Below are 23,052 nucleotides of genomic sequence, written 5' to 3'. Positions count from 1 at the left end.
GCTTCACATTACCGCATCAATGCATGGTGGCTTCCAGCGCGGATTCCGCGCTGGAAGAGGTGCGGCGGTTCTGCGCCATCACCAGGCGCTCCATGTAGGCGCGGTCCTTTGGGTCGATCGAGAAGGCGGCTTCGACCCAGTCCTCGGTAATGTCCATCAGCTCCGAACGCGGCAGGCTCAGCACGCGCTGGCGCGCGCGCAGCATGGCGCGCATGCCGTTGAGCTTGGGCCGCATCACGTCGATGAAGGTGCGCGTGGCCTTGTAGGCGTCGCCCGGCTCGAACAGCACGTCGACCAGGCCCTTGCCATGGAACCATTCGGCGGTGTGCGATTCGCCGGTGCTGATGAGTTCTTCCGCCAGCTTCATGCCAGAGCGCCGCGCCACCAGCGAGTAGCCGCCCATGCCGGGGAAGAGGTTGAACGCCATTTCGGGAAAGCCCATGCGGGCGGTGTTCTGCGCCAGCACGAAGTGGTGGGCCAGCGCGGCCTCGAAGCCGCCGCCCAGGGCCGTGCCCTCGATCATCGCCAGCGAGATCGCGCCGGTATCGAAGCCGCGGGTGGCGGCATGCACGCAATCCACGCAAGCCCGGGCGTACGCCCGCAGCGCTTCGCGCTTGCCGGTGCGTATGGCTTCCGCGAAGAAATTCAGGTCGCCGCCCACGTTGTAGATCTGAGGGACGAGCGAGCCGGTGACCCAGAAGTCGATGGGCAGGCCGGAGTCCTTGGCGGCGCGCGCCAGGGTCATGATCTCGTCGATCAGTTCATGGTTGAAGCACGGACGCGGTTGAGCGCGAAGCATCATCCACATGACCCGGCGTCCCTCCTCGTAGAACGCCGAGAGCTGCTTCAGGTTGCCCGCGGCGGTGAAGGGGTGGCAATCCGGATGAATGAGTTGATTCATTTACTTTCGTCCAATTGATCAAGGTGAGTCGGAGTACTACGGGGTCAGCCTAATACAGACCTTCCGGCTTCCGTCTCATGCAAACCTCGTCCAGCTGGCCAGACTTGTCCGTAAGTCAAAGGCCCGAGTGATCAGTGGAGAAAAGCAATCAGCGCGCGTGGCCGCTCAACCCATCAGGCGATGGCGGCATGGGTAAAACGGATGAGGGATACACGCAAATTCGCGGCGATCGGGGCGATGCGCCGCGCGCGCGCCGTAGGCTGCGCGCTCATGCGTAGGGATGAGGAAGGGCGCGGCCGGGCGGCCGCGCGGGCTTGCATCTTGTAGTTGCGGAATACGCCGAGTCAGGCGACGCCGCCGTTGGCGCGCAGGATCTGGCCGTTGACCCAGCCGGCGTCGGGGCCTGCCAGGAACGACACCACATTGGAGATGTCCTCGGGTTGGCCCAGGCGTTCCAGCGGCGGCATCTTGGCGTAGTGCTCGATCAGCTCGGGGCTCTTGCCGTTGAGGAAGAGTTCGGTGGCGACGGGACCGGGCGCCACGGCGTTGACGGTGATGCGGCGGCCGCGCAGCTCCTTGGCCAGTACTTGGGTAAGGCTCTCCACCGCCGCCTTGCTGGCGATGTAGACGGAGTAGTTCGGCAGGTTGAGTGCGATGGTGGTGCTGGACACGTTGACGATGCTGCCGCCGTCGGCCAGCCGCGTGGCGGCTTCGCGCAGCGTGTTGAAGGTGCCGCGGGTGTTGATGCCAAAGGTCTGTTCGTAGAGCTCGTCGCTGGTCTCGGCCAGCGGCACCATCTTCAGGATGCCGGCGCTGTTGACCAGCACGTCGATGCGGCCCAATCCGGCTTCGACCTGGTCGAACATGGCACGCACCTCGGCCGCCCGCGACACGTCGGCGCGCACCGCCAGGGCGCGGCCGCCGGCCGCGCGGATTTCATTGGCCAGGGCCTCGGCTTCGGCGGCGCTGGAGGCGTAGTTGATGGCGACGGCGTGGCCGTCGCGCGCCAGGCGGCGGACGATGGCGGCGCCTATGCCGCGCGACCCGCCGGTGACGAGCGCGATGCGTTGCGTGGCCTGGGTATTCATGTCGTATCTCCGGTTGCGTAAGGGGTGAGACGTATCATGAACTATTCCAGAAGGAAGATAATTACTCTATATTCGCTAACATAATTTCATTTCCATTAATAATAGGCGCATAGCGATGGACCGGTTCCAGGAAATGCAGGTGTTCGTGCGGATCGCCGAAAGGCGCAGCTTTTCCAAGGCGGCCGAGGACCTGCAGATCCCCCGTCCCACGGTCACCAATCTGGTCAAGCGGATGGAAGCGCGCCTGGGCGCTCGGCTGCTGGAGCGCACCACCCGCCAGGTGCGGCTCACGCATGACGGCGAGGCCCACTATCGGCGCTGCGTGCGGCTGCTGGCGGATCTGGAAGAGGCCGACGGCGCCTTCCTGGATACCTCGCCCAAAGGCTTGTTGCGGGTCAATGCGCAGGGCACGCTGGCCAGGTTCTTCGTCATGCCGGGCCTGCCCGCGTTCCTGGAACGCTACCCCGACATCGTGCTGCAGCTAGGCGAGGACGACCGCCTGGTCGACTTGGTGCGCGAAGGGGTGGACTGCGTGCTGCGCACCGGCATGCTGCAGGATTCGTCGCTGGTCGGGCGCCAGATCGCGCTGATGCCGCAGGTGACGGTGGCCAGCCCGGCCTATCTGGAGCGCTTCGGCATACCCATGCGGCTGGAGGACCTGGAAGGCCATTGCGCGGTCGACTATCTGTCCAGCGCCACGGGGCGGGGCATGCCGCTGGACTTCATGGTCGAGGGCAAGAATGTGCAGATGCGCCCCAGGGCCGTGGTCAGCGTCACGGGCGCGGAGCTCTACACCAGCGCGGCGCTGGCCGGCCTGGGCCTGGTGCAGGTGCCGCGTTACCGCGTCGAGCGCGAGCTGGCCACGGGCGAACTGAAGATCGTGCTGCCCGGCGCGCCGCCCGCGCCCATGCCCGTGTCGGTGCTGTATCCGCAGAACCGCCAGGTGTCGGCGCGGGTGCGCGTCTTTACGCAATGGCTGGCGGAGATCATCGCCGCCGGCCTGGCTCAGACGATGCCGGTCAGGTAGTACACCGCGATCGCCAGGAAAACCGAGGCGGTCGATATCAGGGTGATGGCGAAGATGTCGCCATAAGACTGGCGGTGCGTCAGGCCCGTGACCGCCAGCAAGGTAATGACCGCGCCGTTATGCGGCAGCGTGTCCATGCCGCCGCTGGCCATGGCGGCAATACGGTGCAGCACTTCCATCGGGATGCCCGCCGCGTGGGCGCTGTCGATGAAGGTCTGCGCCATGGCGGCCAGCGCAATGCTCATGCCGCCCGAGGCCGAGCCGGTGATGCCGGCCAGCGCGGTCACGGCCACTGCTTCGCCCACCAGCGGATCGGGGATCGCCTTGAGCGCGTCGGCAACCAGCAGGAATCCAGGCAGGGCGGCGATCACGCCGCCAAAGCCATATTCGGCCGCGGTGTTCATCGAGGCAAGCAGGGCGCCCGACACCGCATTCTTGCTACCCTCGGCGAAATGCGCCTTGATGCCGCGGAACGAGAACAACAGGATGGTGACGATGCCCGCGATCAGCGCGCCCATCACCGCCCACAGCGCGACCTGGTCTTCGGCGTTGACGGGCATGGGCTGGGGCAGGCCCGGCAGCGCGACTTCGGAGCCGGCCGGATACCAGCCCGGTATCCAGCGCGTGAGCAGGTAGTTGGCGACGCCCACCACCACCAGCGGCAGCAACGCGATCAGCGGATGGTGCTCGCGTTCACTGGGTGGCGTGACCGGTTCGTTGCGCAGCTCGGTGCCGTAGGTCTCGCCGGCGGCGGCAGCGCGCTTGCGCCGCCACTCCAGATAGGCGATGCCGGCGGTCAGCGTGAAGCAGGCGCCGATCAGGCCCAGCCAGGGCGCGGCCCAGGTGGTGGTTTCAAAGAAGGTGGTGGGGATGATGTTCTGGATCTGCGGCGTGCCGGGTAGCGCCGTCATGGTGAAGGTGAACGCGCCCAGGGCGATCGCGCCGGGCATCAGCCGCTTCGGGATGCCGCCCTGGCGGAACATCTCGGCCGCGAACGGGTACACCGCGAACACCACCACGAACAGCGACACGCCGCCGTAGGTCAGCACCGCGCAGACCAGCACGATGGCCATGATGGCGCGTTCGGCGCCGATCAGCCGCAGCACCGCCTGCACGATGGCGCGTGAAAAGCCCGACAGCTCGATCAGCTTGCCGAACACGGCGCCCAGCAGGAACACCGGGAAGTAGAGCTTGGCGAAGCCCGCCATGCGTTCCATGAAGATGCCCGAGAACACGGGCGCCAGCGCCGACGGGTCGGTCAGCAGCACCGCGCCCATGGCCGCGATGGGCGCGCACAGGATCACGCTGTAGCCGCGATACGCCGCCAGCATCAGAAATGCCAGCGCCGCCACCACGATGAACAATCCGGTCATTCGATACTCCAGGAATGAAGAGATAAGGGGTGGGAACAGGGCCTACACCTTACCGCATCGAACCAGATGTCTTGCTTACAGGGACCGGGACTCAGCGTTCCAGCAGCGCCTGCGCCTGGCGGGCAATGTCCAGGTCGATCGCGGCATCCTCGCCGCCGCCCATGAACCAGGCGGCGGACAACCCGCACCAGGCCAGGATCCATTGCAGCAGCCGGCGGCGCTCCAGGCCCGACTGCGCGGCAACGAGTTCCAGCCGCCGCTCGAAGCGTCCGGGCACGATGGCCACCGGCGGCACGGGATCGGCCAGATCCGGGTTGCAGAAGATGTTGGCGTAGTCGAAGGCGCGCTCGCCATGCAGGCGCTTGGGATCGATGACCAGCCAGCCGCGCTCGCCGAAGTCCAGGATGTTGTCGTGGTGCACGTCGCCGTGCAGCACCGTCAGGTCGCGCGGGCTGTCGAGCAGGGCGCGGGCGTGGCGGGCGCTGTGCGCCAGAAGGCCGCCTTGCGCCTGCGCCATCGGCCATAGTTCCTCGAACCATTCCTCCAGCGGGCGCAGCGCGGGCAGGGGCCGGGCGCGCGGCGCATGCAGGTCATTCAGCACGCTGCAGATGATGCGGGTGGCCTCGTCGTCGCGCCCGCTGCGGGCGTATTCGGCCAGCGAGCGCGTGCCCGTGGCCCGCTCCAGCAGGATGGCCTCGTCGTCATGGGCCAGCACGCGCGCGGCGCCCTGGCCGTCCCACCAGCGCATCAGCACGCCGCCTTGTTTCTCGTCTTCCTCGTGCGAGACCTTGAGCATGGCGGGCTGGCCGCGATGCCGCACCGGCAGCAGCCGGGCCGCGCGGGTGACGATGGGGGCGCCATCGGGCAGCAGTTGCCAGCGGGAGAGGTAGGTCTCGAACATGGGGCGGGAAGTGTTTCGGGGGCTTTTATAGTAGTGCCCGGCGTGTGTCCGCCGGGCTGGCCCGCGTAGCGGCTTGGCGCGGCAGCAGGCCGGTGACGGCCGCCGCTACCGCATTGCCCGCCGCGCTGGCGATGATGGGCAGCAGATAGGAACCGCTGAGGTCATAGGCATAGCCAGCCGCCACCGGTCCGATCAGGGTACCGAACGCCACGCTGGTGTAGAGCGCGCCGATGATGCCGCTGACATGGCGGCCACCGAAATAATCCATGACCACCGCCGGCATCAAAGCGACCCAGCCGCCGTAGAACGCGCCGAACGCCAGGGCGAACAGCGCCAGCGTCCAGAGCTGGCCGCAAGCGCCCCACAGCGCCAGCGTTGCGGCCATGCCGGCATACATCGTGGCGAGCGAGGCGCGTCGGCCCAGACGGTCGGCCAGCGTGCCCAGCAGGAACCGGCCCGCCGTGCTGCCCACGCCCACCATGCCGAGCAGCAATACGGCCAGTGCGGGCGTGATGCCATGATCCAGCGCGTAGGGGATGAGATGCACGAAAGGCACGAAGACGCCGAAGGCGCCAGCCATGCTTGCCAGATACAACAGCACGAAGGCTTTGCTGCGGATGGCGGCGCGCACCGGCATGCCGGCCGGTGCGGACGGTGTCGTCGTGACGGCGGGCGCAGCATCGCCGTCGGGCTGCAGGCCGCGATCCTGCGGTGAGTTCTCCACCCAGAACGCCGCCGCGCAGCCCAGGACCGCCACCACTGCGGCCAGCGCCAGATAGGCGGCGCGCCAGCCCCACAGCGCTATCAGCGCGGAAGCCAGCGGCGGCACCAGCAGCGTGCCCACGCCTATGCCGCTGACTGCAAGCCCCGAGGCCAGTCCGCGCCGGCGCAGGAACCAGCGCTGCACCGCGCCTACCACCGGCACGTAGGCGCAGCCTACGCCCAGCCCGACGCCCAGGCCATAAGCCAGGTAGATCTGCGTCATGTCCTGAGCGGCGCTGGCGAGCGCCAGCCCCAGTGCCACCAGCAGCATGCCTATCCATGCCATGCGGCGCGAGCCGTAGCGATCCGCCAGGGGGCCGCTGACCACGCCGAAGCCGAAGTAGAGGAAGCCCGCCAGCGAGAACACCAGCGACACCGCGCCGCGCGTGGCGGCGAAGTCGCGCTGCAAGGCTTCGACGAAGGCGCTGAAGGAATAGGCGCTGCCGAAGCCCAGCAGGGTAATGACGAAGGCCGCGGCCACCACCCGCCATCCGTGAAAAATCCGGCCGGCGATGGAGGAGGCGGAGCTGTGTTGCCCATGCATGTTCATCGTCGGCCTCACATCGCTGGCCGGCGCAGGTGCCAGCCCGTGGCCGCCTGAAATGCGGCGCCCAGCTGGAACAGCACAGGCTCGCCCAGATGCGCCGCCACCAGTTGCAGCCCCATCGGCATCCCTGCCTGGCACTGCCCGGCGGGCAGCGTCAGGCAGGGATGGCCCGTCATGTCGAACACGCAGGTATAGCGTTGCAGCGCCTCGACCAGTCCGGGTTGCCGGCCCAGCACGCTGACGGCATTCAGGGTGAGGGGCGGCATGGGCTGCACCGGCGTCAGCAGCGCATCGACTTTGGCGAACAAGGCGTCGACCTGGCCGCGCATGGCCATGCGGCGCAACAGGATGCGCTGGTAGGTTGGGCCCGACAGCGCATGGCCTGCCTCGATCACACTGCTCAGCACCGGTCCGTACTCCGCCTTGCGCGAGGGATAAGTGGGGGCGTGCGCAATGGCCGCTTCCACCGCGCAGAGCGGCGCCCAATCGCGCACGGCCTGCGCGGCGTCATCCGAGGGGAAGCGCAGCGGCACCAGGATCGCGCCCAGCTGCTCGAAGACCTGCATTGCCGCCGCCATCATGCGCTGAGTCTGCGGATCGACCTCACTGGCGTTCCAGTCCGGATCCACGCCGATCCGCAAGCCGCCGACCGGGGTTTCGGCTGCCTGTGTGTAGTGCGGGACAGGCGCCTGCAGTGCCGTCGGATCCGCCGGATCGGGGCCGGCGATTGCCTCCAGCAGTACCGCGGCGTCTTGCGCGCTGCGCGCGATGACGCCGGCATGATCCAGGGAAGCCGCAAGTTCGAATACGCCGTGGCGGCTGACGCGGCCCCAGGTGGGCTTGATGCCGGTCAGCCCGGTGGCGGCGCAGGGCCAGCGTATGGAGCCGCCAGTGTCCGAGGCGGTCGCACCAAAGCATAGGCCCGCAGCCGTCGCCACCGCCGATCCGCTCGATGAAATACCGGTCCAGTAATCCGTGTTCCATGGGTTGCGCGGAGGCGCGACGCTCGGGTGGTGGTCGGAGTACGCGCCTTCGGTCATCTGCAGCTGCCCCAGCAGCACCGCCCCCGCGTCGCGCAGGCGGCGGACTACCGTGGCGTCGTGATCCGCGGGCGTGTCGCGGTGGATGGCGGTGCCGGCGGCGGTCGGTACGCCTTTGCGGCGGAACAGGTCTTTCAGTCCGATGGGCACGCCATGCAGAGGGCCTCGGTAGCGTCCCTGGCGTATCTCGGTTTCCGCGGCCTGCGCCTCTTGCAGCGCAGACGCCGCCGTCACGCGGGCATAGCTGCGCAGGTCATCGTCCAAGGCTTCGATGCGCCGCAACTGGGCGAGCGTGATCTCTACCGGCGAGACCTCGCCCGACCGGATCAGGACGCCGAGCGCGAGCAGGTCCTGGTGGTGCAGGCCGGCTGCGGCCTTGATATTTTCCGTATAGTTCATCTATTCTTTATCTGGCTTTGAGTCATCGGGAGATATTCAAATTAAAGCCTATGGAATCGCAGGACAAACCACGATTTCTATCCTGAATAGATTAGAAAAACTAAATAATTTATTGGTAGCGCCATGACCGCTTCGCGACTGCCCCCGCTTAACGCGCTGCGCGCCTTCGAGGCCGCAGCCCGCCATCTGTCCGTGAAGGATGCGGCACAGGAACTGTGCGTGACGCCCGGCGCGGTCAGCCAGATGATCAAGTCGCTGGAGCAGCATCTGGGCGTGGCCTTGTTCCTGCGCGTGAATCGCGGCATCCAGCTGACGGACGCAGGCCACGGTTTTCTGCCACCGGTGCGCAACGCCTTCCGCCAGATACTGGCCGCATCCGCCCGCATTGCCTTGCCGCCCGAGAGCCGCGTGCTTACGGTCAGCACCACTGCGTTCTTCGCATCGGCCTGGCTGGTTCCCCGGCTGCACGACTTCCACGCGCGCTATCCGCAGATCGATCTGCAGATCGTCACCAGCAACGCGCTGGCCGCATTCGGCCGGGACGGCGCGGACCTCGCCATCCGCCACGGACTGGGCCGCTACGCGGGATTGCAAAGCGAACATGTGTTGACCGTCGAGGTCGTGCCGGTGGCGTCGGCCGGTCTGGTGGCAAAGCAGGGCATGCCGGCAGGTGCGCAGGATTTGCTGGAGTGGCCGCGAGTGCATGACGAGGCGCGCAGCGGCTGGCAACTATGGTTCGCGGCGCAGGGCGTGGAGGATGTGGGCATGCCGAGGGGGCCTGCCTTCGATGATGGCAGCCTGCTGCTGCAGGCGGTGGCTGCGGGCCAGGGCGCGGGCCTGCTGCCGCTGGCGATGGTGCAGGACGAACTGGCGGCGGGACGCCTGATCCGGCTGTCCGGCGACGCCTGGCTGGAAGAATTCGGTTATTACCTGGTGTGGCCGGGCAGGGGCGCCTTGTCAGGCAAGATGAAGGCGTTCCGCGACTGGCTGCTGGAACGCGTGGCGGTTTGAGGAAAGCCGGATCCGCGGCCGGCATACCGAGGCTTCAGAGCGTGGCCGACAGCGCAGCCGCCTTGTGGGCCAGTTCCGCCACGCCGAAGCTGGTCGCGAGCGAGTGCTCGTCCAGTTCTTCCAGCGATACCCAGCGGGCGTCGGCGGCGTCGTCGCCCGCTACCGGTTCACCCGATTGCCAGCGACACAGTACCGCGATCAGGATGAAATGGCGGCGCAGCGCGCCCGCGTCGTCGCGGTCGTAGACGTCGACGGCGTCGAACACATGCAGCGGTTCGGCGCGCACGCCGGTTTCTTCCAGCAGTTCTCGGGCTGCGGCGGCATGGAGGCTTTCGCCCGCATCGATCTTGCCGCCGGGGAAGGCCCAGCGGCCCTGGTCTGGCGGGTTGGCGCGGCGCACCAGCAGCACGCGGCCGTCGCGGACGACTGCGGCGATGGTGGCGGCGATGGGACGCTGGGGGGAGGGCGCGGTCATGCGGGCTTCCTTTCTGTGGCGACGGCCTGGGTATGCCAGGGTACGCCAAGCCGGCCTTAGCGCAAATCCCCGTAGTGCCGGACCGGTCCCTGGTGCACACTGTCAGCCGCGCCGGCATGAGCGCATCGTATATAGGGGGCGGGAGGGCAGCATGGATACACCGGACCGGCAGTTGCGCTATTTCTTGCGCATTGCGGAACTCAAATCGCTATCGCGCGCGGCCGAGGACCTGGACCAGACCCAGTCCGGGCTGAGCCGGCAACTGGCGGCGCTGGAGGCCCACGTGGGCAAGCCGCTGTTCACCCGCACCGGACGCGGCGTGGAGCTGACCGAGGCGGGCGCGCGCCTGTTGGACGGCATCCAGCCCGCCTACCGCAACATAGACCGGGTGCTGGAGGCCGTGCGCCAGCGCGAGGGCGTGACGCAGGGGACGGTCCGGCTCGCCACCGTGCATACGCTCAGCTACTACTTCATGGCCGAGGTGGTGGCCAGTTTTGTCAGCAGCCATGAACACGTGAACCTGTCCGTGATGGGCCGCAGTTCGCCCGAGGTGGTGGCGCTGGTGGAAAGCGGCAAGGCCGACGTGGGCTTCGTCTACGACGCGGCGGTGGCGTCGGACAACCTGGCGTCGGCCACGCTGTTCGATGACGACATGTGCCTGATCGTGCGCGGCGACGTGCCGCTGCCGGACGTCGTCGACCTGGCCGGCATGGATCTGCGGCTGGTGGGCTTCCCGCCGCATTACGCGTTGCGCAAGATGATCCACAGCGCGGGACTGGAGCCCGAGTTCGTGGCCGAGGCCGAAACCATAGACGCCATGCTCAAGCTGGTGTCCTCGGGCGTGGGCGCCTGTATTCTTCCGTCCCGCATTCCCGACAAGCTCTTGACCGAATACGGACTGCGCAAGGTCCGCGTCCATAGCCCCATTTTGCGGCGCCGCGTGGTCGCGATCACCCTGGCCAACCGCCAGCCGCTGCCGCTGGTGAGCGATCTGCTGGCCGTCGCGCACCGCATTGCGGCGCGGTAACCGTCCTGGCGGACTCGAATAGCAGCTATGACCCTGGCTGCATGGCTGTATCGCGGCTGGCTTTCCATACTGTGCATACCTCGCGCGGCGTCCGCTGGCGCCAATGACGCGGGCAATACACAGGGGAAGACATGAGCACCGCATTACGAGAGAAATCCTATTTCGACACCCGCGCCACGCAGGAAATGGCGCGCCACCTGCACGCCGTGCCGCGCAGCATCCAGGAAACCATGGCTTACGCCTGTCGCATTCTGGCCATGACCGAGCAGGAAGCCGGGCTGGCGGGGCAGATCAGCGTGCGTTCGCAGCGTCCGGGGGCCTATTGGACCCTGCGCTTCGGGCTGGGCTTCGACGAAGCCACGCCGGCCGACTTCATCGAAGTGGACCGCGACCTGCATACGCTGACGGGCGAGGGCATGGCCAATCCGGCCACGCGCTTTCACCTGTGGGTCTACGAGGCGCGGCCCGACGTGCAGTCCATCATCCACACGCATTCGCCCTGGGCCTCGGCGCTGGCCGCGGCGCGCCAACCGCTGGTGATCTCGCAGATGGACATGACGCCGCTGCACGACGACTGCGCGTTCCTGGGCGAGTGGCCGGGCGTGCCGATCGCGGACCAGGAGGGCGTGATCATTTCCGGCGCGCTGGGTAAAAAACGCGCCATCATCCTGGCGCATCATGGCTACCTGACGGCTGGCGTCACCTGCGAAGAGGCGACCTATCTGTCGGTGTACCTGGAACGCGCGGCGCGCATGCAGATCCGCGCGCAGGCGTTCGGACCGCTGACGCCGGTGGACGACGCGCTGGCGCGCGAGGCGCACGACTATCTGCTCAAGCCCTCGATCGTCAACGCGACGTTCAACTACTGGGCCCGGCAGACGCATGGCATCCCGCCCTTGCCGCTGCCCGCCGCCTGATACCGCGCAGCCACATTCTTCCAGAACTTTTTTTGGGGAGTCATGATGATGACGACCAAGCCTGCGGCTGCGCGCTCGCGCCGCGACTACGTGACGGCCGGACTGGCCAGCATGATGGGCACCACCATCGAGTGGTACGACTTTTTCTTGTACGGCACCGCTGCCGCGCTGATCTTCAACAAGATATTCTTTCCGTCCTTCGACCCGCTGACGGGCACCCTGGCCGCGTTCGCCACCTATTCCGTGGGCTTTTTCGCGCGGCCCCTGGGCGGCGTGATCTTCGGCCACTATGGCGACAAGATCGGCCGCAAATCCATGCTGCTGATCACTTTGCTGCTGATGGGCGTGCCCACCATCCTGATCGGGCTGATTCCGTCGTATGAGCAGATCGGCTACTGGGCGGCGGTGCTGCTGGTGCTGATGCGTTTCCTGCAAGGCATTGCGGTGGGCGGCGAATGGGGCGGTGCGGTGCTGATGGCGGTGGAGCATGCGCCGGAGGGCAAGAAGGGCTTCTTCGGCAGCCTGCCGCAAGCCGGGGTGGCGCCGGGCCTGATCCTGTCGTCGCTGGCGATGGGGGCGGTCGCCAGCTTGCCGGAAGCCGACATGCTGGCCTGGGGTTGGCGCCTGCCGTTCCTGGCCAGCGTGATATTGCTGCTGGTGGGCTGGTTCATCCGCGTCAAGGTGGCCGAGTCGCCCGACTTCGAGCAGATGAAGGAGAAGGGCGCCAAGGTCGAGGTGCCGGTGGCCGAGGTGTTGAAGCATCATCGCCGCGCCCTGCTGGTGGTGGTGGGCGCCAGGCTGGCGGAAGTGACCTGGTTCTACACCGTGGTGACCTTTTCGCTGGCCTACGCCACGGGCACCCTGGGCATTGCGCGTTCGGTCATGCTGGACGCCACGATCTGGGGCGCCGCCGTCGCGCTGTTCACCATGCCGCTGTTCGGCATGCTAGGCGACAAGATAGGCCACAAATGGGTGTTCATGGTCGGCACCCTGGGCATCCTGGCTTGCGCGCCGGTGTTCTTCCATTTGCTGGGCACCCGCGATACCTCGTGGATCATCCTGGCGGTATGCCTGGCGGTCGGCCTGGTCTACGCTTGCCTGTACGGGCCGGAAGGCACCTTGTTCTCCAGCCAGTTCCCGGCCGAAGTGCGCTACACGGGCATTTCGCTGGCGGTGCAGGTATCCGGCGCCATCGGCGGCGGGCTGGCGCCCATCGTGGCGACCTGGCTGCTGGCCAAGGGCGGGGGCGATCCCAGGTACGTGGTGTGGTACTTGAGCATCCTGGGGGTGATCGCCTTGTTCAGCGCCTGGCTGATGCGCAGCGAGGCCGCGGCCCCTGCCTTGCGGGTGCCTGCCCGCGCAAACCTGAGGACGCCGTGAAGACCATCGACTATTACTTCTGGATGAATTCCGACTGGGCCTACCTGGGCGCCGACAGGCTGGAGGCGCTGGCCGCGCGCCAGCAGGCCAGGATTCGCTACCTGCCGGTGGACCTGCCCGAGGTCTATGGCCGCACCGGCGGCATCCTGCTGGGCCTGCGTTCGCCCGAGCGCCAGGCTTACCGGGTGGCGGAGCTGGCGCGCTGGTGCCGCAAGCTGGATATCCACGTCAACGCGCAGCCGGCATATATGTGCCCGGATGCCGGCCTGGCTTCGCGCATCGTCATCGCGGCGGACCGCGCGGGCCTGCCGGTGGCGGCGCTGTACAAGGCGATCCTCAAGGCCGAGTGGTGCGACGAGCAGGACATCTCTGACGAAGCTACCTTGCGCGCCATCCTGCTGCGCCAGGGGCTGGACGCGCCGACGCTGCTGGCCGCGGCGGCCGAGCCCGGCATCGAGACCATCTACCGCCGCAACACCGACGACGCGGTCGCGGCCGGGGTGTTCGGTTCGCCCGCCTATGTGTACCGCGGCGAGGTGTTCTGGGGGCAGGACAGGCTGGAGATGCTGGAAGAGGCCGTGGCCGCGTAGGCCGCCACGGCAGGCAGGGGCGGCAGGGCAGGCGGTCAGGGCGCCACGCCGGCCCCTGCCGGCTGCCGCTGCCGCACGAGAAAATCGCTGGCGCGGACGATGTCCTCATCGTTGCGGCGGTCTTCGGCCATGTAGGGGACCTGCTTGCGGAAATCGCGCCACAGCGCGCCGGTTCCCGCTCCGATCATGAAGCCGGGACGCTGGGCCACGCGCAGATCCACGGCTTGGGCGGCGTGCATCAGCTCCACGGCCAGCAGCACCGTCAAGCGGTCGACCTGGGCCGCCATCCGGCGGGCCGCGGTTGGCGCATTGGTGCCGACGTCTTCGATGTTGCCGGCCTGGGGCTGCACGTCGGTCATCACCGGCAGCGCCAGCACTCTAATCTCCGTCGCCAGCGACGACACCGTCTTCTGGATCGGGCCGTAGCCAATCGCACCGTTGCCCGGGCTGAGGAACCGAGGGAGTCCGGTGAAGGCGGTGTCGGTCAGCCGCAGCGTGCGCTGGGCCGATAGCTGCGCCACCTGGGACAAGGCGATGCCCATGCCCTGCAAAGGCAGCGCCCAAGCGCTGGGATCGAAGCCGGCGTTCGGCAGCACGGCGCCGCGGACCGGGCCTTGCGTCACGTAGAACTGCAGCTCGTAAGAGGGCGCATTTTCGGCCGGCTGCGCATCCAGCGCCACGCTCGGGTTGTCGTCGGAACTATTGATCTGCAGCAGCAATTGCCGCTGCAGCGGCGCCAGCATGTCGCGCGCCGCGCCGTGCGCCTGGCTCACGGTGCGAAAGCTCAAGGGATCCTGTAGCGCGCGTTGCGTATCCTGCTGCCACAGGGAACTGCCACGCAACAGGGCGCGGATGTGTTCAGCCGTGTTCACTTGGCCGTCATAGGGCCGTTGGGCCTGCGACGCGGACAGCACCGGCGCCAGGTTGCCGTCCAGGCCTTCGAGCGATAGCGCGGCGACCGCATCGGCTTGGGACAGCAGCCTGGCCGCGTCCAGCGCTGCCAGCGATGCGATGGCCGCGCCGTAGGCGTTGGAGCTGACGATGGCCAGGGCGTCCTTGCCGAAGGGCTGCACCGGCTCCAGGCCTGCCTGGCGCAGCGCCTGCGCGGCGGGCAAGCGCTGGCCGCGGTAATAGGCCTGGCCTTCGCCCATCATCGCCAGTCCGATCTGCGGAAGAACCGTGATGTCGGCCTGTCCGACCGAACCCTCGCCGAACATGACCGGGGTGACGCCGCGATTGAGGAATTGGGCGTACTGGCGCAGCACGGCCGGCTGCAAGCCGGAGCCGCCGAACAGCGCGGTGTTCAGCCGGATGAGCATCGCCGCCCGGGTGACTTCCTGAGGCGCTTCCGCGCCGTAGGCGGCGCTGTGCGAGCGCAGCAGGTTGCGGTTGAACTGCTCCGACAACTTGCGGACTTCGGGCGAAATTTCCCCGCCCTTGAAAATGGTCTGGTCCTTGTTCAGTCCCACGCCCCGGTTCAGGCCGTACACAGGCCGGTCCAGGCGCGCGTAGGCCAGCAGCAGGTCGTAGGAGCGTTCCGCGCGCCGCATGGCTTCATCGGCCAGCGTCACGCCGCAGCCTTGTCTGGCGACGGATTCGATCTGCGCCAGGGTGAGCGAGCGGCCGTCCAGATCGACGTCCGAGCAAGCGGTGGCCACGGGTGCGGCAAAGACCCCCAGCAGCGCGGCGGCGCCAAGGGACTGGCGGATGGCCGTCAGGTATGGACGGGCAGGGGCGGACGGCGAGTTCTGCATAGGCATTGCGACTCCGGGCAGGGTGGAAGAAACAGGCGTGGCGACGCCGCCGACCGCCAGGCGGTCGGCGGCGACGAGGCACAGCAGGAAAGAGCGCGGGGGCGCTAGGGCTGGCGCGGGGCGTCCAGGGGCAGGCGTAGCAGGTCCTGACCCAGCACTACGGGTCCGCGGAAAGTCTGCCGCGCCTGCAGCCAATGCTCGGCGGGGGCATCGCCCGGCACCAGGTGCGACAACACCAGCGTCTTGACGCCGGCGCGGGTGGCGACTTCGCCCACCTGCTGCGGCGTGGTGTGGGCCTCCAGCAACTGCTTGGCCAAGGCCTGTTGGCGGGCGTCCCAGGGCTTGGCGCCGACGATGTGGTCGACCCAGGCCGGGTCGATCGCTTCGTGCACCAGGATGTCCGCGCCGCGCGCCAGCTTGATCAGGTTTTCGCTGACCGCGGTATCGCCCGAGAACACCACGGAGCCTGCCTGGGTATCGAAACGGTAGGCGAAATTGGGATACACCAGTCCGTGCGGCACCAGGATGGCGCTGACCTTGACGCGTTCGTCCTGCCAGACGGGAAACGGCTCCATCGGCGGGGCGGGTTCGGTGTTCGGATCCTTGACCACGCCGGCCGGAACCTCGATATCGTGAGCCTGAAAGAACTGCCGGATATCCGGCACGCCTTCGCTGCGTACCCGTATGTTCAGATCGGCCGACATGCCGGCGATGACCGATTCGACCAGGTCGCGAGTACCTGCCGAGGGATTTTCGGCATGGATCACCGGGTCGTCCTTCATGCCAGGGGCGAGCGGCGGCAGGACCCCGCGGCGCCCAGGGCCGTATATCTGCATGGACGCTTTGGCGCGCCGACGGGCGCTCGGGTCGTACATCAACAGGTTCGCCAGGTCGATGATGTGATCGGTGTGCAGGTGCGTCAGGAAGACAGCCTGTTCCGAGCCCGGCTTGACGCCGGCGCGGCGCAACTGGCGGTACGCGCCCGAGCCCAGGTCGACGATATATGCCCGTCCGTCGACCAGGACCGCCGAGGAAATCCCATGAGGCGAATCGTCGCCGTACCAGGTCGGCCCGCCCGCCACGCCCAGCAGCACCAGTTCGGTTGCGCGCGGCGGCTCCGAAGCCGCAAGCGGCGCCGAGCACCAGCCGGCCACCGCGAACGCGGCGGTGGCGATCAATGCATTGCGCGCTTTAAACATGGCGGCCCTGCGGCAGAAGCGTCAAGGCCACCAGCGCGACCACGCTGGCGCCCATCACGTACAGTGCGGGCGCGAACGCCACTCCGGTGGTGTAGGTGATCCAGGTAAGAATGACCGGCGCGAATCCACCCAGGACGGTGACCGCCGTGTTGTAGGACAGGGACATGCCCGAAGAGCGCACCGCAGTCGGAAACACTTCGGACAGTGCCGCCGGGGCAACGCCCACGTACATGGCCACCATCAGGCAGAACAGCGACTGGACGACGATGAGCGTGCCCTGGGTGTGCGATGCCTTCAGCCACATCATCAGCGGGTAGACGGCGACCAGCAGGATCAGCGCTGCCGCGCGCAGCACATTGCGGCGGCCGTAGCGATCCGAGAGCGTGCCGGAGAACACGCAGCCGCCGATCAGGAACAGATTGCCGACGAGCGCGGCCAGGAATGCTTGCGAACTGGTGAAGCCCAGCGATTTCTGCACGTAGATGGGCATGAAAATAATCAGCGCGTAGGGGCCGACGGCCCACAACACCGACATGCACAAACCAGTCACCAGTTCCTTGGGATAGTCCCGCAAGACCGACAGCAGCGGCGCCTTGACGTGGTCGCCCTGGCGCGCCTGGCGCGCCTGCTCCTCGCGGAAATGCGGCGTTTCGTCCAGCGCCCGGCGCATCCACAGGCCGACCGGGGCGATTGCGAGGCCGATGATGAAAGGCACGCGCCAGCCCCATTCGCCCACCTGCTGTTCGGTCAGCAGCGTGGTGACCAGGGTCGCCACCAGCGCGCCCAGCAGGTTGGATATGCCCATGCTGGCCTGCAGCCAGGACGCGTACTGGCCGCGCTTGCCTTCCGGCGCATGCTCGACCAGGAAGGCGGTGGCGCCGCCGACCTCGCCGCCGGCGGAGAAACCCTGCAGCACGCGGCCGCAGACGATCAGCAGCGGGGCGCCCACGCCGATCGCGGCATAAGGCGGCGCCGCCGCGATCAGCAGCGTGCCCACGGCCATCAGCATGATGGTCAGGGTCAGCGCCGCCTTGCGCCCGGCCCGGTCGCCATAGGAACCCAGCACCAATGCGCCTAGCGGCCGCACCACGAAGCCCAGGCCGAAGGCCAGGAACGAGGCCATCAATTGCACGGTCGGGTCGGCGTTCTGGAAGAAGTTCTGCCCGATATAGACGGCGAACAGCGCATAGACGGTGAAGTCATACCATTCGAGCGCATTGCCGGCCGATGCGGCGATCACCGCCTTGCGGCCGCTGCGCTCGTGCGCCGTGGCCTGATGTGCCGGACGGCCGGGTGGAGCGCCCGCTCCCGGATTGATCGTGATGTCTTTCATTTCTTTCCCCTGGAATCATGCGCGCTTGGAGCACGCTCTGAAAAAACGCAAAATGGACCGCCGCCCTTGGGGCGCGCGGTCGTGCCTGGTTGCTATGCCTGCTGGTCCCGTGCCAGCCGCGCCAGATGGTGCTGGCGCGAACCGAACATGGCTTCGATCACGGTTGCCCGCTTGAAATGCGCGCCGACCTGCAGCTCTTCGGTCATGCCGATGCCGCCGTGCAGCTGGATGGCGCCCTGGCCGACGATGCGGGCCGACTTGCCTATCTGGGCCTTGGCCATGGAAAGCAGCCGGTCCGCTTCGGGCAGGGATTCCGCCAGCGCCATGTTGGCGGCCAGGGTCAGCGAACGCGCTTCTTCGAGCGCTGTGTACATGTCCACCTGCCGGTGCTGCAAGGCCTGGAACGTCCCGATGGCGCGGCCGAACTGTCGCCGGACCTTCAGATACTCCAGCGTGGCGTCGTGCATGGCCTGCATCGCGCCCAGGGCTTCGCCGCAAAGCGCGCCGATCGCGTGCGCGTAGAGATCGTCCAGCACCGCGGCGCCTTCGCCAGGACGGCCCAGGATGGCGCCGGCGTCCACCCGCAAGCCTTCGAATGCCAGATGCGAGGCGTGGCCGCCGTCCAGCCTGCGGAACGGCCGCTGCGCCAGGCCGGCGGCGGTGGCCGGGACCAGGAACAGGGTGATGCCGTCGCGCGCGGCGGCGTCGCCTTGCGTGCGTGCGGACACGATGAACGCCTGCGCGCCCGGCGCGTCGAACACCATCCGCTTGGCGCCGTCCAGCACGTAGCCGGCGCCATCGCGGCGCGCCCGCAATCCCACTGTGTAGCGATTTTCGTGGGAGTCTTCCTCGCGGTGCGCCAGCGCCATCCGGTAGTCGCCCGATGCCAGCGGACCCAAGCAGGTGTCGCGCTGCGCGGGCGTGCCATGCCGCAGCAGGCATCCGGCGCCCAGCACCGCGGTCGACAGGTAAGGCTCGCCGGCCAGGGCTTTGCCCAGCGCCTCCATGATGATCATGGTTTCCACCGGGCCGCCGCCGATGCCGCCGTGTTCCTCCGGCAACAGCAGCGCCAGCCAGCCTAGGTCGGCCATCAGTTGCCAATCCTCTGGCGCATGGCCGGCGGCGCTGGCGATCAGGCGGCGCCGGCGTTCGAAGTCGCCGTGTTCGCGGGCGTAGGTTTCGGCGCTTTCATGCAGCATGCGCTGCAGTTCGTTGAACGAAAAATCCATGGTGGTCTCCTACAATCCCAACACGTGCTTGGCCAGGATATTGCGCTGGATCTCGTTCGATCCGCCCCAGATCGTCACCTTGCGCAAATTGAAGTACAGCGGGCCCGCCGCTGCCGCGAAATCCGGGCCCAGCGCGTCCGGGTCCGCGCTCAAGCCGTCCAGCAGCGCCTCGTCCAGCGCCAGCGCGTCTTCCCCGAGGCAATCCATCGCCAGTTCGCTGATGGCCTGTTCTATCTCGGTTCCGCGTATCTTCAGGATCGAGGCGGCGCTGCCAGGGCTCTGCCCGGCATTCATGGCGCTCAGGAAGCGCAATTCGGTGTATTCCAGCGCGCACAGCTGCGTTTCCAGATCGGCCACGCGCAAGCGCAGCGTGGGGTCGTCCAGGCGGCTCCCGCCCATGCCGTCGGGCAGGCGTCGCGCCACGCCCTTGACGCGCGCCAACAGGCGCTTGGAGCGGGCCACGCCGGAGATCACGAAGCGCTCGTGTTCCAGCAGGAACTTGCCGTAGGACCAGCCTGTGCCTTCGCCGCCCACCAGCTGGGATGCCGGCACCCGGACGTTGTCGAAGAACACTTCGTTGACTTCGGCGTCGCCGTCCAGCATGCCTATCGGCCGCTGGCTGATGCCGGGCGAGCGCAGGTCCAGCAGCAGGAAGGAGATGCCTTGCTGCGGCCGTTCCTCCTTGCTGGTGCGCACCAATGCGAACATCCAGTCCGCCCATTGCGCCCAGGTGGTCCAGATCTTGGAACCGTTGACGATGTAGTCGTCGCCGTCGCGCACGGCAGTCGTGCGCAACGACGCCAGGTCGGATCCCGACCCTGGTTCCGAGTATCCCTGGCACCACCAGTCGCGGTTGGCCAGGATGCGCGGCAGGAAACGGGCTTTCTGCGCCTCGTTGCCGTAGGTGTAGATCACCGGCCCGACCATGTTGACGCCAAACTGCACCAGCGGCGGACAGGGCTGCGCGCCATACTCCTGCTGGAAAAGATACTTCTGCACGGGGCTCCAGCCGGGGCCGCCGTATTGCTCCGGCCAGTTCACCGCATACCAGCCGCGCGCCACCAGGATGTCCTGCCAGCGGGTGTAGTCGCTGCGTTCCAGGCGCAGGCCCAGTTCGACTTTGCGCCGGATATCGGCCGGCAGGTTGGCGGCGATGAAATCGCGCACCTCGCAGCGGAAGCGTTCTTCTTCCGCGCTGAACCGCATTTCCATTCCCATGCTCCTCAGATCACACCGGCCGCGCGGAGGCTTTCTATCGCCGCGGCATCCATACCCAACACGTCGGCGAGGACGGCAGCGCTGTGCTGCCCCAACGCCGGCGCGGTGGCCAGCCTGCCGCGCTGCATTCCCGAAAAATGCACCGGCTGCTCCATCAAAGCGGTCTCGCCCAGGACGGGGTGGGGGGCGCGCGTGGTCAGCTGGCGCACCCGGGCCTGCTCGCTGTCGACCGCCTGCGCGGTGTCCTGGATGGGGGCGGCGGGCACGCCGGCGCGCGTCATGGCCGCCACCGCTTCCTGCACGCTCAGCGTCATGCTCCAGGCTTCGATCAGCGGACGCAGTTCGGCGTCGTGGCGGCTGCGTTCGCTGTCGGTGCGAAAGCGCGGATCGGCCGGCAGCCCGGGGCGGCCGATGGTGTCCGCGACCGCCTGGAACAGCTTGTCGTTTGCCGCGGCGATCACCAGATGGCCGTCGCGCGCGGCGTAGGCGCCGAACGGCGAACTCAGCGGATGCCGGTTGCCGACGCGCACGGGCGCCGCGCCGCCGAACAGATACTGCGCCAGCGCCGTGGGCTGCATGGCCAGCAGCGAATCGAACATGGCGACGTCCACATGCCGGCCTTGCCCGCCGCGTTCGCGGTCATACAGCGCAGCCATCACGCCCCAGGCGGCGAACATACCTGCGCAGATATCGCCCACCGATTCGCCGATCAGCGTGGGCGCGCCTTCCGCCTCGCCGGTCAGGCTCATCAGCCCGCTCATGGCCTGGGCCACCACGTCATAAGACGGGCGGGCGGCGTTCGGGCCGTTTTGCCCGAAGCCGGAGATGCTGCAATACACCAGGCGCGGGAACAGTACGGACAGTTCGGCGTAGCCGATACCCAGCTTGTCGGCCACGCCAGGCTTGAAGTTCTCGATGAGCACATCGCTCCTGGCGGCCAGTTCGCGCGCGATGCGCCGGCCTTCCTCCCGTTTCAGGTCCAGCCGGATGCTCTTCTTGCCCCGGTTGTTGAGGATGAAGTTGGTGCTTTCGCCTTGCACCATGCGTCCCATGTGGCGCTGGTCATCGCCCTGGGGCGGCTCGACCTTGATGACCTCGGCGCCCAGGTCGGCCAGCATGGCCGTGCAGTACGGCCCCGCCAGCACCCGCGTGAAGTCCAGCACGCGCACCCCTTCAAGCATCTTCCTGTCCATGTCCGCTAGTCGCCACGTCCGGGGTTGCCATGCCCGTGCAGCGCAGTGTCGATGCGGGCGATGCCCTTCTTCCGCACTTCGTCCAGCGCGTCTTCATAGCCGGCGTCGGCATAGCGCAGCACGCCGCTGGCGGTGTCGTTGGTCATCGACAGGCGCAGCCGCTGGTCGGCGGCGTCGGTGCCGTCGGCCACCACGGTGACGCCGGCGCTGGTCATGTAGCCGCTGTATCCGCCGCCGCCGGAATGGATCGCCACCAGGTCGGCGCTGGACGAGCAATTGATCATGGCGTTGAGCAAGGGCCAGTCGGCGATGGCGTCGGAGCCGTCGCGCATGTTTTCCGTCATGATGTTCGGATGGGCCATGGCGCCGGCGTCCAGGTGGTCGCGCGTGAAGGCCACGGGCGCGCTGAGTACGCCTTCGCGCACCATGCGATTGACTTCCAGCGCCAGCTCGGTGCGCTCGCCATGCCCAAGCCAGGCGATGCGCGCGGGCAAGCCCTCGAACGGCACCTCCTTGCGCGCCAGGCGGATCCAGTTGGACACGATGAAGTTGTCCGGGAAGCGTTGCAGCAGGAAGTCGTCGATCTTGCGGATGTCGTCCGCGTCGTTCGATAGCGCGATCCAGCGGAATGGACCGATGGCGCGCGCGAACAGGGGCCGCAGGAAAGCCTCGGTGAACACCGGAATCTCGAAGGCGCGTTCGACGCCGCCCTGTTTCGCGTGGGTGCGGATGAGGTTGCCGTTGTCGAACACGACCGAGCCTTGGTCCTTGAAGCCGAGCATGGCGGTGACATGCCGGACGATCGAGGCGCGGCTGGCGTCCATCAGGCCAGGGATGTCGCTGCGGCGCATTTCCGCCACTTGTTCCAGCGTGTGGCCGGCGGGGATGTAGCCGTAGACCAGGTCGTGCGCCGAAGTCTGGTCGGTGACGATATCGGGCACGATGCCGCGGGCCAGGATTTCGGGATAGACCTCCGCGGCGTTGCCCAACAGGCCGACCGAAATGGGTTCGCGGCGGGCCTGTGCAGCGCGGATCAGTTCCAGGGCTTCGTCCAGGGAGTCGGCGCGTCGTTCGAGGAAGCCCGCCTTGATGCGCTTTTCGATGCGCTCGGGGTTGATCTCCACCGTGAGGATGGCGGCATTCGCCAGGCGGCCGGCCAGCGGCTGCGCGCCGCCCATGCCGCCCATGCCCGCCGTCAGGATGAAGCGGCCGCGCAGATCGTTGTCGAAATGGCGTTCGGCGATGCGCGAGAAGATCTCGTAGGTGCCCTGGATCACGCCCTGCGAGCCTATGTACTGCCAGTCGCCCGCCGTCAGCCCGCCCCAGCAGATCAGGTTGTCGCGTTCCAGCTGGTAGAAATTCTCGGCGTGCGCCCACTGGCCGACCATATTGCAGTTCGCCATGATCACGATCGGCGCTTGCGGATGCGTGCGCAGCACGCCGATGGGCTTGCCCGATTGCACGATGAGCGTCTGGTCTTCCTCCAGTTCCATCAGGGCCTTGACCATGGCGTCATGCGCGGGCCAGTCGCGCGCGGCGCGGCCCAGCGCCGCATAGACCACCAGGTTGGCCGGGTCTTCGCCCACCGCCAGCACGTTTTCCAGCAGGCGCAGCAGCGCTTCCTGGCGCCAGCCTTTGCAGCGCAGGGTGTTGCCGCCGGGGATATTGAATTCTCGTTTCACGCCGTT

The 23,052-nt window shown here is 67.5% G+C and carries 20 protein-coding genes; 6 read left to right on the top strand and 14 right to left on the bottom strand.

All coding sequences use genetic code 11. The annotated features are described in order from the left end of the window. Window positions 1–16: 16 nt before the first annotated feature. Both WBB14_RS03455 and WBB14_RS03450 read right to left on the bottom strand, forming a co-directional pair. A complete protein-coding gene (locus tag WBB14_RS03455; protein WP_424238585.1) occupies window positions 17–901 on the bottom strand; it encodes a crotonase/enoyl-CoA hydratase family protein in 885 nt (294 codons plus the stop codon). 344 nt (window positions 902–1,245) lie between these two features. Continuing rightward, the gene (locus WBB14_RS03450; protein ID WP_424238584.1) at window positions 1,246–1,989 is read right to left on the bottom strand and encodes an SDR family oxidoreductase; all 744 of its coding nucleotides are present in this window, start codon (window positions 1,987–1,989) and stop codon (window positions 1,246–1,248) included. A 115-nt stretch (window positions 1,990–2,104) separates the two neighbouring features. On the opposite strand from WBB14_RS03450, the gene WBB14_RS03445 reads away from it, so the two are divergent. Next, entirely contained in the window at window positions 2,105–3,016 is a 912-nt protein-coding gene (locus WBB14_RS03445) for a LysR family transcriptional regulator (protein WP_424238583.1), read from the top strand. Here WBB14_RS03445 and WBB14_RS03440 read toward each other — a convergent pair. The 4 genes from WBB14_RS03440 to WBB14_RS03425 all read right to left on the bottom strand — a co-directional run bounded on the left by WBB14_RS03440 (window position 2,995) and on the right by WBB14_RS03425 (window position 8,038). Further along, window positions 2,995–4,389 (bottom strand): GntP family permease, encoded by a 1,395-nt coding sequence (locus WBB14_RS03440; RefSeq protein WP_424238582.1) that lies wholly within the window; start codon window positions 4,387–4,389, stop codon window positions 2,995–2,997. The genes WBB14_RS03445 and WBB14_RS03440 overlap by 22 nt on opposite strands. Window positions 4,390–4,480: 91 nt before the next feature. Further along, window positions 4,481–5,290: an aminoglycoside phosphotransferase family protein gene (locus tag WBB14_RS03435; RefSeq protein ID WP_424238581.1), complete on the bottom strand. Its 810-nt coding sequence runs from the start codon at window positions 5,288–5,290 to the stop codon at window positions 4,481–4,483. Window positions 5,291–5,315: 25 nt separating this feature from the next. Further along, on the bottom strand, window positions 5,316–6,602 hold the full coding sequence (locus WBB14_RS03430; protein WP_424238580.1) for an MFS transporter: 1,287 nt from the start codon (window positions 6,600–6,602) through the stop codon (window positions 5,316–5,318). An 8-nt stretch (window positions 6,603–6,610) separates the two neighbouring features. Next, complete coding sequence (locus WBB14_RS03425) at window positions 6,611–8,038, bottom strand: amidase (RefSeq protein ID WP_424238579.1); 1,428 nt, start codon at window positions 8,036–8,038, stop codon at window positions 6,611–6,613. A gap of 123 nt (window positions 8,039–8,161) precedes the next feature. Between WBB14_RS03425 and gcvA the strand changes: the two genes are divergently transcribed. Continuing rightward, the gene (gene gcvA, locus WBB14_RS03420; RefSeq protein WP_424238578.1) at window positions 8,162–9,049 is read left to right on the top strand and encodes a transcriptional regulator GcvA; all 888 of its coding nucleotides are present in this window, start codon (window positions 8,162–8,164) and stop codon (window positions 9,047–9,049) included. A 34-nt stretch (window positions 9,050–9,083) separates the two neighbouring features. Here gcvA and WBB14_RS03415 read toward each other — a convergent pair whose 3' ends face one another. After that, a complete protein-coding gene (locus WBB14_RS03415; RefSeq protein ID WP_424238577.1) occupies window positions 9,084–9,524 on the bottom strand; it encodes an NUDIX hydrolase in 441 nt (146 codons plus the stop codon). A gap of 151 nt (window positions 9,525–9,675) precedes the next feature. On the opposite strand from WBB14_RS03415, the gene WBB14_RS03410 reads away from it, so the two are divergent. The 4 genes from WBB14_RS03410 (at window position 9,676) to WBB14_RS03395 (ending at window position 13,438) form a co-directional block, all read left to right on the top strand. Further along, window positions 9,676–10,551: a LysR family transcriptional regulator gene (locus tag WBB14_RS03410; RefSeq protein WP_424238576.1), complete on the top strand. Its 876-nt coding sequence runs from the start codon at window positions 9,676–9,678 to the stop codon at window positions 10,549–10,551. A gap of 131 nt (window positions 10,552–10,682) precedes the next feature. Continuing rightward, entirely contained in the window at window positions 10,683–11,468 is a 786-nt protein-coding gene (locus WBB14_RS03405) for an aldolase (protein WP_088139915.1), read from the top strand. Between the two features lie 45 nt (window positions 11,469–11,513). Continuing rightward, window positions 11,514–12,848 (top strand): MFS transporter, encoded by a 1,335-nt coding sequence (locus WBB14_RS03400; protein WP_424238593.1) that lies wholly within the window; start codon window positions 11,514–11,516, stop codon window positions 12,846–12,848. Next, the gene (locus WBB14_RS03395) at window positions 12,845–13,438 is read left to right on the top strand and encodes a 2-hydroxychromene-2-carboxylate isomerase (RefSeq protein WP_424238575.1); all 594 of its coding nucleotides are present in this window, start codon (window positions 12,845–12,847) and stop codon (window positions 13,436–13,438) included. Before WBB14_RS03400 ends, WBB14_RS03395 begins: the two co-directional genes overlap by 4 nt. A gap of 35 nt (window positions 13,439–13,473) precedes the next feature. On the opposite strand, the gene WBB14_RS03390 is transcribed toward WBB14_RS03395, so the two are convergent. The 7 genes from WBB14_RS03390 to WBB14_RS03360 form a co-directional block, all read right to left on the bottom strand. After that, window positions 13,474–15,198 carry an HAL/PAL/TAL family ammonia-lyase gene (locus WBB14_RS03390; RefSeq protein WP_424238574.1) on the bottom strand — a complete coding sequence of 575 codons (1,725 nt, stop codon included), beginning with the start codon at window positions 15,196–15,198 and terminating at the stop codon, window positions 13,474–13,476. Between the two features lie 98 nt (window positions 15,199–15,296). Beyond that, a complete protein-coding gene (locus tag WBB14_RS03385) occupies window positions 15,297–16,391 on the bottom strand; it encodes an MBL fold metallo-hydrolase (protein WP_424238573.1) in 1,095 nt (364 codons plus the stop codon). Beyond that, the gene (locus WBB14_RS03380; RefSeq protein ID WP_424238572.1) at window positions 16,384–17,724 is read right to left on the bottom strand and encodes an MFS transporter; all 1,341 of its coding nucleotides are present in this window, start codon (window positions 17,722–17,724) and stop codon (window positions 16,384–16,386) included. Before WBB14_RS03380 ends, WBB14_RS03385 begins: the two co-directional genes overlap by 8 nt. A gap of 92 nt (window positions 17,725–17,816) precedes the next feature. After that, complete coding sequence (locus WBB14_RS03375) at window positions 17,817–18,953, bottom strand: acyl-CoA dehydrogenase family protein (RefSeq protein ID WP_424238571.1); 1,137 nt, start codon at window positions 18,951–18,953, stop codon at window positions 17,817–17,819. A 9-nt stretch (window positions 18,954–18,962) separates the two neighbouring features. Further along, window positions 18,963–20,165: an acyl-CoA dehydrogenase family protein gene (locus WBB14_RS03370; RefSeq protein WP_424238570.1), complete on the bottom strand. Its 1,203-nt coding sequence runs from the start codon at window positions 20,163–20,165 to the stop codon at window positions 18,963–18,965. 11 nt (window positions 20,166–20,176) lie between these two features. After that, window positions 20,177–21,364 (bottom strand): CaiB/BaiF CoA transferase family protein, encoded by a 1,188-nt coding sequence (locus WBB14_RS03365; RefSeq protein ID WP_424238569.1) that lies wholly within the window; start codon window positions 21,362–21,364, stop codon window positions 20,177–20,179. Window positions 21,365–21,369: 5 nt separating this feature from the next. Then, entirely contained in the window at window positions 21,370–23,046 is a 1,677-nt protein-coding gene (locus WBB14_RS03360; RefSeq protein ID WP_424238568.1) for a urocanate hydratase, read from the bottom strand. Between the last annotated feature and the right edge of the window lie 6 nt (window positions 23,047–23,052).

This window comes from Achromobacter sp. (assembly GCF_049647645.1).
In the GTDB taxonomy this organism is placed as follows: Bacteria; Pseudomonadota; Gammaproteobacteria; order Burkholderiales; family Burkholderiaceae_B; genus Achromobacter.
The sequence above is the reverse complement of the archived record's forward strand: the minus strand, read 5'-3'. Positions and strand labels throughout refer to the sequence as shown.

Excerpts from the sequence above, each read along its gene's own strand:
- WBB14_RS03455 (WP_424238585.1), bottom strand. The coding sequence starts at position 901 with ATGAATCAACTCATTCATCCGGATTGCCACCCCTTCACCGCCGCGGGC.
- WBB14_RS03450 (WP_424238584.1), bottom strand. The coding sequence starts at position 1,989 with ATGAATACCCAGGCCACGCAACGCATCGCGCTCGTCACCGGCGGGTCG.
- WBB14_RS03445 (WP_424238583.1), top strand. The coding sequence starts at position 2,105 with ATGGACCGGTTCCAGGAAATGCAGGTGTTCGTGCGGATCGCCGAAAGG.
- WBB14_RS03440 (WP_424238582.1), bottom strand. The coding sequence starts at position 4,389 with ATGACCGGATTGTTCATCGTGGTGGCGGCGCTGGCATTTCTGATGCTG.
- WBB14_RS03435 (WP_424238581.1), bottom strand. The coding sequence starts at position 5,290 with ATGTTCGAGACCTACCTCTCCCGCTGGCAACTGCTGCCCGATGGCGCC.
- WBB14_RS03430 (WP_424238580.1), bottom strand. The coding sequence starts at position 6,602 with ATGAACATGCATGGGCAACACAGCTCCGCCTCCTCCATCGCCGGCCGG.
- WBB14_RS03425 (WP_424238579.1), bottom strand. The coding sequence starts at position 8,038 with ATGAACTATACGGAAAATATCAAGGCCGCAGCCGGCCTGCACCACCAG.
- gcvA (WP_424238578.1), top strand. The coding sequence starts at position 8,162 with ATGACCGCTTCGCGACTGCCCCCGCTTAACGCGCTGCGCGCCTTCGAG.
- WBB14_RS03415 (WP_424238577.1), bottom strand. The coding sequence starts at position 9,524 with ATGACCGCGCCCTCCCCCCAGCGTCCCATCGCCGCCACCATCGCCGCA.
- WBB14_RS03410 (WP_424238576.1), top strand. The coding sequence starts at position 9,676 with ATGGATACACCGGACCGGCAGTTGCGCTATTTCTTGCGCATTGCGGAA.
- WBB14_RS03405 (WP_088139915.1), top strand. The coding sequence starts at position 10,683 with ATGAGCACCGCATTACGAGAGAAATCCTATTTCGACACCCGCGCCACG.
- WBB14_RS03400 (WP_424238593.1), top strand. The coding sequence starts at position 11,514 with ATGATGACGACCAAGCCTGCGGCTGCGCGCTCGCGCCGCGACTACGTG.
- WBB14_RS03390 (WP_424238574.1), bottom strand. The coding sequence starts at position 15,198 with ATGCCTATGCAGAACTCGCCGTCCGCCCCTGCCCGTCCATACCTGACG.
- WBB14_RS03385 (WP_424238573.1), bottom strand. The coding sequence starts at position 16,391 with ATGTTTAAAGCGCGCAATGCATTGATCGCCACCGCCGCGTTCGCGGTG.
- WBB14_RS03380 (WP_424238572.1), bottom strand. The coding sequence starts at position 17,724 with ATGAAAGACATCACGATCAATCCGGGAGCGGGCGCTCCACCCGGCCGT.
- WBB14_RS03375 (WP_424238571.1), bottom strand. The coding sequence starts at position 18,953 with ATGGATTTTTCGTTCAACGAACTGCAGCGCATGCTGCATGAAAGCGCC.
- WBB14_RS03370 (WP_424238570.1), bottom strand. The coding sequence starts at position 20,165 with ATGGAAATGCGGTTCAGCGCGGAAGAAGAACGCTTCCGCTGCGAGGTG.
- WBB14_RS03365 (WP_424238569.1), bottom strand. The coding sequence starts at position 21,364 with ATGGACAGGAAGATGCTTGAAGGGGTGCGCGTGCTGGACTTCACGCGG.